This is a genomic window from Vibrio sp. QJM3NY_21 (assembly GCF_057785975.1).
In genome coordinates this window covers 1215424-1231234 of sequence record NZ_CM173514.1, presented here as the reverse complement: position 1 = coordinate 1231234, position 15811 = coordinate 1215424, and the positions used below count along the sequence as shown (strand labels likewise).

10 protein-coding genes are annotated in these 15811 nt (G+C 44.8%); 4 read left to right on the top strand and 6 right to left on the bottom strand.

Annotated features, from left to right (window positions below; genetic code table 11):
- Positions 1-194: 194 nt before the first annotated feature.
- Positions 195-2378 (bottom strand): YccS family putative transporter, encoded by a 2184-nt coding sequence (gene yccS / locus AC3CID_RS20980; protein WP_004730255.1) that lies wholly within the window; start codon positions 2376-2378, stop codon positions 195-197.
- Between the two features lie 177 nt (positions 2379-2555).
- Between yccS and helD the strand changes: the two genes are divergently transcribed.
- On the top strand, positions 2556-4631 hold the full coding sequence (helD, locus tag AC3CID_RS20975; RefSeq protein WP_488527382.1) for a DNA helicase IV: 2076 nt from the start codon (positions 2556-2558) through the stop codon (positions 4629-4631).
- A 109-nt stretch (positions 4632-4740) separates the two neighbouring features.
- A complete protein-coding gene (locus AC3CID_RS20970; RefSeq protein WP_154723781.1) occupies positions 4741-5091 on the top strand; it encodes a VOC family protein in 351 nt (116 codons plus the stop codon).
- A 110-nt stretch (positions 5092-5201) separates the two neighbouring features.
- On the opposite strand, the gene AC3CID_RS20965 is transcribed toward AC3CID_RS20970, so the two are convergent.
- Complete coding sequence (locus tag AC3CID_RS20965; RefSeq protein WP_009844869.1) at positions 5202-5657, bottom strand: methylglyoxal synthase; 456 nt, start codon at positions 5655-5657, stop codon at positions 5202-5204.
- 60 nt (positions 5658-5717) lie between these two features.
- Positions 5718-6665: a TMAO reductase system periplasmic protein TorT gene (gene torT, locus AC3CID_RS20960; protein ID WP_488527381.1), complete on the bottom strand. Its 948-nt coding sequence runs from the start codon at positions 6663-6665 to the stop codon at positions 5718-5720.
- Here torT and AC3CID_RS20955 point away from each other — a divergent pair.
- Together AC3CID_RS20955 and torS are read left to right on the top strand one after the other, a co-directional pair.
- Positions 6610-6774 carry a hypothetical protein gene (locus tag AC3CID_RS20955; RefSeq protein ID WP_228010435.1) on the top strand — a complete coding sequence of 55 codons (165 nt, stop codon included), beginning with the start codon at positions 6610-6612 and terminating at the stop codon, positions 6772-6774. The genes torT and AC3CID_RS20955 overlap by 56 nt on opposite strands.
- Positions 6775-6838: 64 nt before the next feature.
- Positions 6839-9853: a TMAO reductase system sensor histidine kinase/response regulator TorS gene (gene torS, locus AC3CID_RS20950; protein WP_488527380.1), complete on the top strand. Its 3015-nt coding sequence runs from the start codon at positions 6839-6841 to the stop codon at positions 9851-9853.
- 165 nt (positions 9854-10018) lie between these two features.
- Here torS and AC3CID_RS20945 read toward each other — a convergent pair whose 3' ends face one another.
- The 3 genes from AC3CID_RS20945 to AC3CID_RS20935 form a co-directional block, all read right to left on the bottom strand.
- Entirely contained in the window at positions 10019-12373 is a 2355-nt protein-coding gene (locus tag AC3CID_RS20945) for a fatty acid cis/trans isomerase (RefSeq protein WP_488527379.1), read from the bottom strand.
- Between the two features lie 157 nt (positions 12374-12530).
- The gene (locus AC3CID_RS20940) at positions 12531-14195 is read right to left on the bottom strand and encodes a VRR-NUC domain-containing protein (RefSeq protein ID WP_488527378.1); all 1665 of its coding nucleotides are present in this window, start codon (positions 14193-14195) and stop codon (positions 12531-12533) included.
- 57 nt (positions 14196-14252) lie between these two features.
- Positions 14253-15491: an L-lactate MFS transporter gene (locus AC3CID_RS20935; RefSeq protein WP_488527377.1), complete on the bottom strand. Its 1239-nt coding sequence runs from the start codon at positions 15489-15491 to the stop codon at positions 14253-14255.
- Positions 15492-15811: the final 320 nt, after the last annotated feature.

The window sequence follows — 15811 nt, the reverse complement described above, 5'->3', positions numbered from 1 at the left end:
GTTATGGTTGGGTCAATCAAAGTCAGAGAATTCCTACAATGTAAAAATCCCCGCATCCCTTGTAATGAAAGGGTAGGTAAGCAATTGCTCTACCCAGTTTGGGGTATGGATAGAGCAATGTATAAATACACTCAATGATCAAAAGGTGAGCGATTGGCGGTATCTTTTTGTTTTTACAGTATTTTGTTTGTTGTTCAAGAAGCTTCTGTTTCAAACGGCTTATCTATCTTTACCTTAACCGCAAACTTGGTCGCTAAGGTATGCAATTCTGGAAGCATTCGATAGATCAAATGCAGCTGTTGTAGAACCATTCTGACAGAACTCTCGTCCTCTTCTCGCCACTCACTCAGACGTTTATCCAGTTCAGGGTCGTAAGCGTTTTTCACTTCACACTGTTCTTGGTGGGAGTAGAGCTGATCATTTAGAGCGTCGAGATGTTCGTGGATTACTCTATGTGCATCTAACACTAGTTTATGTGTTGCTTCATCATCGATACGTGTTCTGTGAGCACCTAAAGCAGAGATATAACTGAGTAGAGCATGATTAAGGGTTAGGAATCGGAAACTCTCATCTTCAGAGGTACGATACTTACCTGGTTCAACCAACATGCTACTGATGGCCGCAGTCAGGTTGGCATCGTTATTGTGTGCACTGCGGCGCGCAATACGGTAATTAAGGGTGTCTTTTTTACCTACACGATACTGGCCAATGATCTGAGCGAGATAGTTCTTATTGGAATCGAGCGCATCTGCCATGACTTTGTGCAATCGCTTTGATTGCCAATCAGGCAACACGTAAATGACAGCAAGTACGGCGAGGGCACAACCGATAAAGGTATCCGCTAGTCTTGGCAATACCACCGCGTAGCCTTCCCCTAATTGGTTAAAGCAGAAGAGTACAAGCAGCGTGATAAAGCCGGTCGCGAACCCGTAGTTATTGATTCTGAATGCAAAGAACATCACGCCACTGATCACAATGAAAACTAACTGGCTCTCTTGAGACGGGAAGAAGGTCAGTAGTGGTACGCCAATCAACAAGCCTGCAACGGTGCCAATGACACGAGCCGTCAGCTTTTGTCGTGTTGCACTGTAGTTTGGCTGGCATACAAACAGTGTCGTTAACAAGATCCAATAGCCACGCTCTATGTCAAAACCTTGAATGATCCCGTAGCCGAGCGTCAATGTGATTGCCATACGAATCGCATGACGAAACAGCATCGAGTCGGTATTCAGGTTGGCTTTGATCTTGTGCCACATTGCCGTCAAAGTATGAGGGTTGGTATCGTCCAATACATCTTCTTCCAACTTTTCCGCATCCGGGTTACTGATATTCGAGAGCTGCTTCTCGACGGTAGCGAGGTTATTGAATAAGTAATCTAATTGGTTGAGCAGTGATTTCCACTCGGGCTTGTTCTGTTGGTTAAGATGGTTAAGCGAAGACATTAACTCATCAAGTGCTAATACAGATTTATCGCCATGTTGGTATTCAGCTCCGACTTTCAATGAGCTCGCCACTTCTTTACAGGCTGTGGCTTGGGCTTCGAGTAGATACTTGAATCGAAACAACACATCAGAGCGTTCAAAGTGCTTTGCCAGCTCTTGATAGCGGTAGTGGGTAGAGCTCACGCGCTCATGAATGTCTTGTGCGATGAAATAGGTATTTAGGAATCGGTCACTCGGACCATCAATGTGCCCGCGCTTAGATCGGTTAAGCAGTGTTGCTTTACACATGTTGAGTGCATTAACGGTACTGGCGTTTAACTTAGCTTCAATAATGCGATGTGGCTGAGGAATAAGGTCAGATACAGGGTAGAAGAGTTCCGCTTTTGATCCGATGTAATTGCCGATTTGGTCGAACACCGTGGCTAGGTTTTGCTGTACGGGCTGCATCGGCCAGACAATCTGCCAAATCATCGACATGAAGTAGTACCAAGCGGCGCCGGTTAAAAGTAGAAGCGGTTGAAACCAAAGGTTGGTGCTCTCATGGGCGCCGAGCATGGTATAGATAGCAACAAGCAGTGAACCAAACGCGATACTGGCGTATTTAGGGCCTATTGCACCGAGTATAATAAAAGAGAAGGTTGAAACGAAAAGCCCTATCGCGAACAGCCACGGTGTATCGAACAGAATCTCAATAGAGAAGGCTGCAACGGCAAAACAGATAAAGGTTAGCGTGAGTGCTTTCAAACGCCCGGTAAAGCTGTCGTCACTTTCAGCAAGAGCCGCAGCAATAACACCTAAGATCAAAGGTGTGATGAGTGTGTTTTGTCCATAATACCAAGCAGGAACCACAACCCCGAGTAGAGTGATGAGAATTAGTACGCTGTAATTTATGGTTTTATTCGCCCAATAGAGGCGCAATTTGGCTGAGAAGTCCACAGTCGCTCACTTGACACACTAAAACCATAATCCTAACAGAAATCAAGCACAAGAATTTGATACTTATCCATAATTGCCCCTAGATGGTCATGAAAGCATCGATAAGATGTGAGACATTATTAATTCTCACAGCATCATGATATAAATTCAATATTCCCAATTAGAGAGCACACTCCAATGCAGCTAAGCGCTAACAAGACTGCACAGTTTTTTATTCAAAATGAATATCATCAAGTCGAACTTGATGGTCCACGCCTCCTGTTATCTTCAGTAGGCAGTGAAGAACGAATCCCGTTTACTATTTGGAGTGGCAAGATCGCGATAAAACGCGGATTGTTTTGGGGATCGTTACAGTTCTTTGCTAATCAACAAGATGGCAAACAGCGCAGCTGGTTAGTACAAGGCCTACCTTGGGAACAATGCCGTCAATTTGCACGCGCATCGGTTGCTGCTTATCAGAAGTGGCATGACACACAATGTGAACAATTGGCTGAACACGTTCCTCAATGGGAAGCTGAATTGACACGTCTTGAGCAACTTCCTGCTTTCCTAGCGCATTCTAAAGTTAAGACTTGGGTCGACATGGTTAACTCAAGTTTAGAAAACATGACGATGACTTTAGAAGAAGCGGCGCAGCGTATGCCAAACCGCATTGCTCGAATGCAGCCATGGTTGTCTGAGACGGAAATTAAGCAAGCCGAACGAAATCAGCAGTGGTTAGAAACAGAAAGACAAAACTGGGAAGTATTGTTTGCTCAATGTGAATCGTCACCACTCAATTTATCTCAGCAATATGCGGTCTTGATGAATGATGATCACAACCTTATTTTAGCGGGCGCTGGCTCGGGTAAAACCAGTGTTCTTACAGCTCGCGTTGCGTATTTATTGCAAAGCCATCAAGCTCAAGCTGAAGAGCTGTTATTACTCGCATTTGGTCGCGAAGCAGCGGAAGAGATGAAACAGCGCCTTAACAGCAAAATTGGTTTATCAGCAGAGAAGGTGCAAGTGAGTACTTTCCATCAGTTGGGTTTAAAGATCCTTAATCAGGTTGAACCAGAACGTGTGGTTATCTCTCCGTTAGCTCTCGATGACAATCAACGCCAAGCATGGTGCATTGATTGGTTGAAAAAGCACTGGATGACGCCGACTAACTTCAAACGCTGGCAAAAGCACCTGTCTAAGTGGCCAATCGCTTATTTAACAGGTGATGACGAACTTGGTAGTCATGTTTCAAACCTCAAGTTGATAGGTTGGCTTGAAAAGCAGCTTGAGCAGTTGAATGCATCGGGTTTATCGAAGAAGGAAGTGCAACAGCAGTTGATTGATCACAGAGACTACACGCGTCTCAACAGCGAGCTTTCACTGTGTTGGCCATGCGTGACAGCATGGCAAAAAGAACTGAAAGAACAGAATCACATCGACTTCTCAATCATGATCAGCCGAGCGACTCAGTATGTCGAAAAGGGCAAGTTTATCTCGCCTTGGAAGTTCATCATGATCGATGAGTATCAAGACATCTCGCCAGATCGCCTTGCCTTGGTTGAGGCACTGTGTAATCAGTCGAAAGCGCAACACCAAGCTTCTATTTTTGCGGTAGGTGATGATTGGCAGTCGATTTACCAGTTTGCGGGCGCAGATGTGGATTTAACGACGGGCTTTAAGGATCGTTTTGAGAGCTCGACGATTCATCACCTAGATACGACTTACCGATTTAACAATCAGTTAGGTGCAGTTGCCAATCGTTTTGTGCAGGAAAACCCGATTCAGCTTCCGAAAGAACTGAACAGCTTCAAACAACAGAAGCAGAAGGCGGTGTACAGTGCGCCAAGCAAAGAAGTTGAGAAAATCCTGGATCAGATTAATAGGCAAGTAAAAGGTAAAGCCAGCAAGACAGTATTGCTACTTGGACGTAACCATTACCACAAGCCAGAGTTGTTGGAAGACTGGAAGAAGATCTTTACCTCCATTGACATCAAGTTCATGACTTGCCACGGCAGTAAAGGTAAAGAGGCGGACTTTGTCATTATTCTTTGTGTTGACGAAGGACAGTTCCCGACGAAGAAGAAACAGCTGCATATTGATGGCGCATTGACCGAATCATCAGACGCGTTCCCTTATGCGGAAGAGCGTCGCTTATTTTACGTGGCAATGACGCGAGCAAAAGAGAAAGTATGGATCACACACAGTGGCGACGGTTCTGGTTTTGTACAAGAACTGCATGGATCTGATTACCCCGTCGTTCGTAAAAAGTGATGTCACTTGGCGTAGTTGTCTAAGATTAGATCTTCAAGCCCGCTACCTATTCTTATTAGGGCGTAAGATATTATCATTAGGAAAAGGCATAAAGCAGAAGGAATCCGCTATGGAACACGGCTCCATTAACTACATTGAATTTGCTGCGAAAGACATCGCTGCAACTAAGGCGTTTTTCAGCCAAGTGTTTGGTTGGATCTTTGAAGACTATGGCCCTGAGTATTCTGCTTTTGAAGGGAAAGGCTTAATGGGTGGGTTCTATTTAGCGGATCTGGCGTCGAATGCTGAAAGTGGCGCAGCGCTGATGGTTTTCTATAGCGAAGATCTTGAGCAAACCGAGCGTGACGTGCTTGATGCTGGTGGCGAGGTAAATCGCGAGATATTTAGTTTCCCCGGCGGGCGACGTTTCCACTTTAGAGAGCCAAGTGGCAACGAAATGGCGGTATGGAGTGACAAGTAGCGAGTTAAGATTCTGGTGAACAAAAAGCCTGCGATGAAGCAGGCTTTTTAGTCTGTGACGTTATCTTGGTTCTTAACGAAGCGATCTGCTTAGTTAAGAGCGCTGAACCATTAAGTTCGCTCAGCTAGGTACGCTTCGTAGTCTGGGATCTCAATGATCACTTCTTCTTCAAGCAGTGAAGAGTTAAATAGGAAGTTAGCGGTAGCGCGGTTGGTTGCCACTGGGATGTTCCAAACACTTGCGATACGAAGCAGTGCTTTTACATCTGGGTCATGTGGTACGGCATTCAGTGGATCCCAGAAGAAAATCATCATATCGATCTTGCCTTCAGAGATAAGCGCACCAAGTTGTTGATCACCGCCCATTGGGCCGCTGATCATGCTCTTAATTGCTAGGCCTGTTTCTTTACTGAGTAGAGAACCCGTTGTGCCCGTTGCATAAAGGAAGTGCTTTTGTAGTTTTTCTTTGTTCTCTTTGACCCATCTAAGTAGCTCAGGTTTGAAATGGTCATGAGCGACCAAAGCGATATTCTTATGCGTTGGCATAGTACGCGTCGTTTTTTGCATGAATGTTCCCTAAATGATTGTTTCGTTTTTATTGTTTTGAGTTCTTCAGCCAATATAGCACTAAGGATTCACACTGAATACCGGACGAAACTCAGAAGGTGACAATGAGTCGGCGATAATTTGATCTTTGAGTGTTGCAGGTGTCAGTGCTTCTATCATGGGTGCACTGTGTTGTTCATAAGGTTGACCGCGTAAGTAACTGGTGGCTTGTTTTACCGACAAGCGACCTTGCTCAACCATTTTATCTGTTGGTGCAAAAAGCACCTTGTTACGAAGTAAGCCGCGGTAGGTTCCGTGACTTAGGTAACTTGAAATTAATCCAATTTCTTTGGTTTTACCGGCTGCTCTTAGCTCACTTATCGCAGCTTCAATCGCGACTGCGCTTCCGACAATATATTGAATATCCGGCTGATCGATGACTTGTTGTACTAAGTTTCTTTGCAGTTCTTTATCGTTGTCTGCCCAATAGCTTATCGCAATTTTGATATCGCTCGATTTGATTGCATCATAAAACCCAAGAGCTACAGGCTTAGTACCGCCACTTGATTGTGGGCCAAGTAACAAGGCGATAGGTGTTTCGCCTGATCCTTTCGGATGTCGTTTCGACAAAAACTCTCCGACTTGAAATCCCATTTGATACCAGTCGACACCGACCGTACCTTTCAGTACCTTCTGTTGTTCTTCATTGACGGTTAACTCATTCACCGTAGCAAACACAGGCGTCGAGCCAACCCAATCCGTAAGATTGTCATGGTAAGCATCGGGTGAAACTGTGCCCAAAATAATGGCATCGGCTCCCCATTGTGTGCAAAGCACCAGCTGTGAGGCTTGTTTACCAATGTTTGGGTACCCGCCAGCTTCTAATACTCTTAGCTCAACTTGCTGCTTTTCTGCTTCAGAGACCATGCCGTAGTTAACAGACAACCAGTAAGAATCCTTTAGGTGCGGATAAATGGCACAAATTTTCTCTTTATGTGATGTGGCTTCGGCAGGTTTTATTGGGCTCAAAGGCTCGCTAGCACTCGCAACAGAGGTTACTGAGGCCAGTAGTGAGAGAATGATTTTTGAAGCTAAAGGTCTAGATAGCATGAATTGCCGTTTTATTGGTTTTAGATAAGAAACACTGCAAAATATAGCGTATTCTGCATGGGTAAAGAAGAACGTTTTAAGGTTTAAAGTTTATGTTGTTAGCCTCAGCGAGTATTGGACGCAAGCTACTGGCCTCATTCTTAGTGATGGCACTGTTGGTTCTATTGTCTGCATTGATCGGTGTTTCTGGTTTTAGCTTTGTAGCAAAAACGGAAAGAAACGTCGTCGATTCAGCGCTTCCTGCCATGATCGAAGCTCGTCAAGTTTCTGAGTTGAGTAACCGTATTATTTCGTCGGTACAAACGCTTTCTAATGCGCGAAACGAGGCCGAACGAAAAGAGGCTGGCACTGTGTTGTTTGGCCAGCTTGAAGCACTTCTTCAGCATATCAAAGAGCTTGGTGTCGACAGTTTTGATTCGCAACTTCTCAATAAACTCGAAAACAATGTTCAAAGCGTTATTAACACACTGGCTGAACTGGGTGTCTCGGTTGAACGTAAGCTTTGGTTAAGCAAGGAATTGACGTCTCGTGTTGAAGAGATGCGTCTACTTGCCGAAGAGCTAGAGCAGCTCACGCGAACCCAAGTTTTGAACACGGCTACCATTGCGGTTGCTAACGTAACGCATATCTATGACCTGCTAGAAACCAAAGAAACCGATAGAGCCTACCAAGCCTTAGACGCACTTGTTGAAGTTGATCTTGATTTGTCTGAGCGTCTGCACGAATTGCATTTGTTGGCGTTTAAGATGCTCAATCAAATTGAAGAAACTCAGACCGTCACCAATGTTGAACGTATTCATCAAATCCAGTCTGAGTTCGAATCCAACCTAAGAATCATGGCGCGCCGCGTTAAAGCGGTGGAAGATCCGACTCGTTCTGCGCAGATGTCTCAGTTGCTTGAAGAGTTGAGAAAACGCCAGGTCGTGTTCGATATCTCGCTAGAACAATATGAGAACACCAAAAAGTCAGAGTTTCTGATGCAAAATACGTTGGAGCTGTTCTCTCAGCTGAATACAACGGTTAACCAACTGGTTGATGATTCAAACCGAAGCACAAAAAAAGCGGTTGATGAGCTAACGTCAACCTTGAACTTGGCTCAATGGTCGCTGTCTGTGATTTCGGTTATTGGTTTGGTTATCGTCGCATTTATCGTTTGGCGAGTGGTGTATATCTCGGTTGTCAAACGCCTTACTGAATACTCATCGGCCTTGATGTCTATCGCACAAGGTCGCCTGAATATTGATATCTCGGTTAAGGGTAATGATGAGTTGGCTCATATGGGCGAGGCAATCATCACTGCCAGAAACACAGCGCAAGCACTACAAGTGGTCGCGGTTGGCGAAGCTAAGGCAAAACGTGAGCTCGAAGAGCACAAAGAGCACTTAGAAGAGTTGGTCACAGACCGAACCTATCAACTGCAAAAGACCAATGAGAAGTTGAATGTTGAGGTGGGTAACCACGCAAAAGCTCGCAATGCGGCAGAACAAGCAAGCCGTGCTAAGTCTGCTTTCCTTGCGACGATGAGCCATGAAATACGAACGCCAATGAATGGCGTATTAGGCACGGCTCGATTGCTTAAAGATACCGGCTTAGACCCGCTGCAATCAGGCTATGCGGACATCATTAACCGCAGTGGTAAGAATCTACTCGCGATTTTGAATGACGTACTTGATTATTCAAAGATCGAAGCGGGACATCTAGAAATACGCGCGGCTTCTTTTGACCTTTACCAGATGGTTCAAGATACCTATCAGTTAATGGAAGGGCGCGCCGCTGAGAAGAAGCTTAATTTTGATTTTCATATCGAAAGTGACGTGCAACGCTATTGGCGTGGTGACGTCACTCGAATCAGTCAAATATTGAATAACTTGGTCGGTAACGCGATTAAGTTTACTGAAAGTGGCTCGGTCGATATCTTCATTAGTTTAGATATCGAAGATGAAAATCGAGTGATGTTTGAAGTGTCAGATACCGGTGTCGGTATTGACGCTAGCGAACAAGCTTGTCTGTTTGATGCCTTTACCCAAACCGATAGCGGTCGCAACAAAACCGGTGGCACAGGGCTTGGATTAGCGATCAGTAAAAGCATCATGTTGGCAATGAATGGTGACATTGGTGTTCATTCCGAAGAAGGCGAGGGCAGTCAGTTTTGGTTCTCATTGCCACTTGAAGTAGGTGAGAAAATTGAAACGAAAGCAACGGTTATTGAAGCTTGTATCCGAGCGAAGGTACTTCTGATTGAAGACAACCCTGTGAACTGTATTGTTGCCGAAGGCTTTTTGAATAACCTGGGCCACGATGTTGTGATAGCGACAACCGGACAAGAAGCGAGAGTAATATTCAGTGGACAAGAGTTTGATATTGCGCTGGTGGACATCAATTTACCTGACTGCGATGGCGTAGAGCTGATTCAACATCTCAAAGACGATGCGCTTCAGCATGAGAATGAAGAAAACGTAACACGCAAAGTACCACCAATGATCGCAGTATCGGCTCACGTGTTTAACGAGGAAGTGGAAAGCTACTTGTCGTCTGGCTTTGATGGCTTCTTGCCTAAGCCGCTAGAAAAAGAGGCTCTTTCTCAGCTCATTGTTGCTCAACTCGATGGTAAAACACTATTGTTGCCACAGCCCGATCCAAACGATGCTGTTTGTAAGCAAAATGGTAACCGTGCTGTGAAGGGTAACAGTGATGAGTGCTTGACACAGATGGTAGATGTTTTAGCCAAGTACACGACGACAACGGATTCCCAAGATGAAGGAGACACTCCAGTGAAACTGATTGATTCCAAAGTGATAGAGGGTGACCTATCGATTCTTGGATTGGATAAAATGAAACAGATCGTTGTGCTGTTCGAGGAGAGCAGTAACCTTACCTTGAATGAATTAGTCGAGGCAAGCGAAGCCGATAACGGACGAGAAGTGAAGTCTTTGGCGCACAAGCTCAAAGGATCAGCGGGCAGTTTGGGTTTATTAGCACTGTACAATTTGTGTCAGTGCATCGAAGCAAGCGAAGAACCATTATTGCAGTACCGAGATAACGACCACGCTTTATCTGAATTGGTTAAAGACTCGTTAGAGGCGTTACTAACTTATGTTTCTGCCTAATGACGTGAGCTTGCTTTAAATTTGAACTAATCAACAAGTCAAAAAATCCTCTGAACGAATATTCGTCAGAGGATTTTTTATACCGTGCAAGTCAGCGCTCTTTATGAAAGGCTAACCATTCAAGCTAACCAAGGCTCAAGAGCTTGAACTAAGGCTTATCGCTTACTACCTATTCTCAAAGCGATTGTAATCCAACAAGCCAAACTCGATCGGTTGGTCTTGTTGATACCAACGATGAACTCGGTCACTGAACGGCCAGAACTCGTTAGAACTGCGTCGTACCGCAAACTTATCCAGCAGCGCCACGTAATCTTCTTCTGTGTTTAAATTTTGCAGAGTTTTCACCAGAGTCGGTATCTCGCTTTCGGTCAAAGACAGGTAGGCGGCAGGGTAGCTACCGACAACGCCTCGTACGAGCGTTAAGTCATCATTGGCGTAATCTCGGTTACCTTCTTCATTAAACAAGCTTGAAATGTTGCTGTGAGCGTTATTGTGAATCATGGTGAACAGCTGCTCTTCGCCATTTTCGCCTTCAATCATGATCATCACTAACTGAGGAACATGACGCAGGCCGACTCCCTTTATCAGATTCACTTGGTTAAGCAGTGCTTCGTTCTTTCGACCAAAACCTGTTTCGACAATATCAAAACGACTATCGAGGACAGGCGCGAGCTTATCTTTGATCATATTGAGCAGTTCACGCTTAGGATCGGCCGTTTTGTAAACCACACTTGTTGGTTGGTCGAAAGGGGCGATATTGCGTTGCAAGTAATCGCTCAGTTGTGCACTTTGGTTTTTGTACCAGCTTGAGTGTTCAATATGGCGAACATCTTTAGGAAGAAGGGTTAAGAAGTTACTCTCGCCCTCAAGGCGCAAGAAGTCCATAAACATACGCGTAATCAGCTGGTGGCCGAAGTTTCCGTACACATCGAAACCTGCTACAAGAAGGTAATGAATGCGCTCTAGTAAGGCGTAATCAAGGATCCATGCTGTCTTAGGCTGTGAACCGACTAAACCCTGAACAACCGAAGCGCTATCGAAGTGTCTAAAGATGGTGAGAGCGGCATTTTGGTTGATGCCATCGCCATCCCAAATTATACCGGTGTCTAGGTTCACGCCACTATCGAACCATTGGTTGGTGAAGTCTGATTTCGCATTTAGGTATCGAGCCTGTTGCTTAGAGTAGCGCACCCAGTTAGTCGCTGGTACGGTGTTACTTTTTAGCTCGCTAGGTAGTTTTAAGTTTTTCTTCTGGCTGGCGTAGAAAGCGTTTATTTCTGGTAAATCGGCTTTCTCTGGATCAATGAAGAAAACCCAAAAACGGTCGTTAATCACATTCAAGGCAAGTTGACCACGACACACCGGCCCTTTGATAAAAGCCATGATGGTGTTTTGCGCATTGTCCAACATGAAATGAAAGCGCGAGTTCACTGGCAGCGCTTCAAACGAAGTCATAGGGTTAGCTGCGACATCAATGTTGTAGCTAGGGAGTTGTTTCACAGAGTAATTAGCATCGACAAACCAAGTGTTCCACTTTTGTAGTCGCTCTTTATTGAGTGCGAAAGGCATGTGCGTTTTGTCGACAATTGTGCCTTGTTCAGGAATGAGTCGGTAGTAAACACGGTCAACTTTTGGATCACTGTAAGGGCGACGGGTGCTAATACGCTCTACGGCTTGGCCTGGAGGGGTTGCTGAGCGAACGATTGAAAAGAAACGTATCGGTTGCTCTAATTCTGAGAAATAGACATGCGACAAAAACAGGTGCTCGTAGATGTAACGAGCTGAAAGTTGGCTTTTAAGGTCGCTTTTGTTGAGAAAGTCTTCATAGATAGTGACCAACTCTTGCTCACTTTCATTGAGTGGGATGTGGTCATTCATGAGCGCGCCATTTTCCAGCCAGCTCATCAAGGTTGCGTACTCCGTTTTGTCCAAATTAGGCATCCCATAAGGCATCCCCCAAGTCGGGTAATCTCTCTCGTATTGGGCATACTCTTCAATAGTTGGGCACTGTTGGTCGCGATCGGTTGAAAAGTCGAAACCTTCAAGCTGGGTTTGATCTGGAAGTGGGTGGTTCTCTTTTTGGATCAACATTCGAGAAACAATACCAGCATCCAGGTTAGCCGTTGAGTTCTGCATACGTTCGTTGAGAACTGGATGAAAATCCGCATCGCGCCACTCTCGTGTGGTTAAAGCATCTTCAAACAAGCGAGTAGGGGCTGAGGCGGTTAAACGGGTGCCTTGATAAACGAGTGCTTTGCTCGCACCTCGGTCTATACCTTCTACCGAAGACATTTTGAGCTGGCAAGGTGCGTCATAGCAAGCGTGACAAACCACACATCGGTTATCAATGATGGGCTTTACTTCATCAATGAAGTGCTGTGCTTGAGCCGACAGAATAGGCGCTTGGCGATCGCGAACTTGTTGTTTACCAAACAGTTCGTCGAAGTTTAAACCCGCGTAGACGGCACAACCTGAGAAGACGCTAACAAAAGCTAAAATGAAGAGTTTTTTCAAATTCATACGTATTTATATATTAAGCATTTTCTCTAATTATATCGAAAATGATTGAAAATGCTCATGTTCTAACAATCTTATAGATAAGTTCTTGATGGGACTGAGCAACTTATCGAGGTGAGTCACTCACCCGAGTTTGGAGTGTCGAGTGTCGAACTAAGGCTTACTGATTGACGTAACAAACAGAGAAAGGGACAGATAATCGCTCAAACTCTTTGATCCAGCGCCATTGGTTGTCTTGCAGTTTGTCTCCGGGGCCTTTGACTTCAACCCAGTGAAACTCTTTGTCCTTGAATGTAATCAAATCGGGCATCCCAGTTCTAAATAGCTTCAAATCACTCAATATCACTTTGAAAAGATCAACAATCAAGGCGTTGGGAATAGCCTCCATACTGTGCTCGACGAGTGATCTGGGGAAGTAGTTCCAATTAACAAATGGATTGGCGATACCGCGCTTCTGGTCATAGATATTGAGTAACTGGTTCAGCTCATGCTTGAATATAGTCTGAAACACCGCTTCGACCTGTTCGGCTCGCTTGTCTACAAAATCGGAATGGTACAGATCCAGTGGTCGATGTTGGTATCGATTGATAAAGGCGCCTTCAACATCTGCAAAAATGACCTCCCAAAAGGCTAAACCAAATAAGCCACATAGAAAACTGTTCTCAGAGAAGTAAACATCCCATCCTTGGCTTTCAAAGTGTTGCTTTACTGCAAGCTCAACCCGCGTTTGGCTGAGGTCTAATTCCAGCTTTATCTCTTTGCAGCTCGGTTTTATGGTTCGTGAAACTTTGTGCCCCTGTTTCCGCAGTAGCTTGTCTTCAAGCTTAATAGCGACTTCCAACTCTGACACATCCGATGGAGTAGCTTTCATTTGCGTGACAATGTCACACATTAAGTCTAGCTCACTTTGTTTGTCGTAGATGCGAGCAAGTCGCTCTCTGCTGGGTGGAAGTGTAGATTGCTTGAACCAAAAGACAGCTTGGTCGTTTAGGCTAAGCCTTTCAAGATCGCGAGCAATATCATTGATCAAACGCGATCGTTTTCTGGCAATGCTTCTGTGTTCTGATTCCGCAGGTATCGACTGTAAAAGCTGCTCAAGAAACTCACTGTCTTTGCGATCACCTTCTGAATACAAGCGTTGAACATCGCGCATCTGGAGCAATTGATTGAGTTGCTCTCTGGAAGTGAAGAAGCGGCGCTGCTTGCTTAATGAATAGTTCTCAAAGGTATTGAGCCCAAGATCGCTTAAGACGAATTGGCTTAAGTCTTGATAAGTATTAGCAAAAAACAGTAACAGCAAGACATCAATAACTTCAGATTCGACAACGTAAATACAATCGAATGCTAGGCTTTGGAACTGATCAAAAGGTTGGTGATCGAGCAACGCCAAGAGTTCGTCTTTCTTCGCAGTTTTGTTGCTCTTAAAGGCAGGGAATAAATTCAACAGCTCTGGTTTGGTGAGCAAGTGCAATCCGAGTTCGACATTGCTAACGACAAGGTCATGTCGCTCGGCGGGATGACTCAACGCAATAAAGCCTGCGGTGCTGAGCTCTTGTAGTGCGGTATTTAGATCAGTGATCTCAACATAGTTGAGTTTATCGCTGCGAAACCAACGGCCTTTACGAGAAAGCAAACGAACTATTAAGCATTGACTTGAAACGGAAAGACGTTTGTATGCGGACAACCAACGACATTCATCGTCACTCAGAAGATCGGGATAGAGTGTTTGAGCGTGTTCAATCAGTCGATTGAAGTTGTCGAGATAATAAGTAGGGGAGAGCTGAGGAGTGGTTTCTATCGTCAATGGGTTAGTCGCTTGATACAAAAAGAGCCTAACCCTAAGGTTAAGCTCTTCAGTAACAAATTCAATCTTTTCTGACGATTAAGCTTGAGATGCTTTTAGGTCAGAAACTTTAGCTTCAGAGATTGGCTTGGTGACGATTGCAAGAACAATACACACTGCCATCATAGCTGCAGAGATTGTGTAAGCTAGGCCGTAACCTTCGCCGTTTGTCATTGAGTAACCAACAACTGCTGCACCGATAGCGCCGCCGATACCCCATGCCGTGTAAAGCACGCCGTAGTTAGTACCGTAGTTTTTCAGGCCGTAGAACTCAGCAGTAAGTGTTGGGAATACTGCTAGAAGCGTACCGTAACCAACAGCTGCGATAGCCGTGCCAATGATTAGCGTGAATTCAGAGTTGAACGTAGCGAATAGAGCCATGTTCGCACCTTGAAGGATGAACGCTAGAAGTAGAGTACGTACGCCACCGATTTTATCTGCAAGCATACCTGCAGCAACACGGCCGCCTGAGTTGAATACAGCAAGGATAGACGCTAGGTAAACTGCGTTTGGTAGGTTCGCTTGAACGCTAGCAATCGTAGTGATGTTACCGATGATCATAAGACCAACAGAAGCTGCAAATGCGTACATGATCCATAGAGAGTAGAACTGAGGAGTCTTCAGCATTACTTTCCACGTTAGGTCTTCAGTCTTCTTAACTGCCTTAGGTGCTTGGCCTGCTTTTACTTTAGGCTCAGCTGGCGTGTAATCCGCTGGTGGGTTATTGATTGTTGCTGCTAGAGGTACTGCAATCGCAAGCACGCCGGCACCAAGAATCATAAAGCTTGTTTGAATACCCATGCTGTCGATTAGCGCAGAAGTGAGTGGTGCTAGGTAAATAGCAGCAAGACCAAAACCTGCAGCGATTAGACCGTTAACCATACCTTTCTTAGAAGAATGGAACCATTTCATTGCTGATGGTGAAAGACATGCGTAGCCAAAGCCGATACCAGCACCTGTCATCACACCAAACGTTAGATTTAGCATCATAGGAGTCGTAGCGAAACCAGAAGCAATCATACCGAGGCCAGTAAGCGCTGTACCTAAGATAAGGATCTTACGTGGACCCATACGGTCTTGTAGGATGCCCGCAACAAGAAGACAAACAGAGAATGTGATAGTTGCAATAGCGTAAGGTGCAGATGCTTCAGCAGCACTCCAACCAGCTTCGGTGACTAGCGCCTTGTTAAATACACTCCAAGCATACAGGATGCCAAGACAAAGGTTGATACAGAAGCCTGCTAGCAGGATACGTGATGCTTTATCAATCTTGCTCATTTTTATTCTCAGTTTTGTCGTTGGTCAGTGGTGAGCCACTTAACTAAAGACGGGTTATTGTGATTGTTTCTTCAAAATTAGTTTGCGTTTATCAACAGACAGCGCAAAAGAGCGCGGATTATAACCAATAAAAATGTGATTGGAATCTCTTTTTCCATTTTTGGTAAATAAACTCAAACTTGTTAATAAATTGTTTTTTATTGGTTTTGCAATTGTATTTAATACCTTTCTGTTTTGTTCTTTTTAACGTGGCGAGCCTATTTTTTAAGGTGTTCTTCGATAAGTATTTCTGAATTGCCACGTATTCCGTGCGGATATCA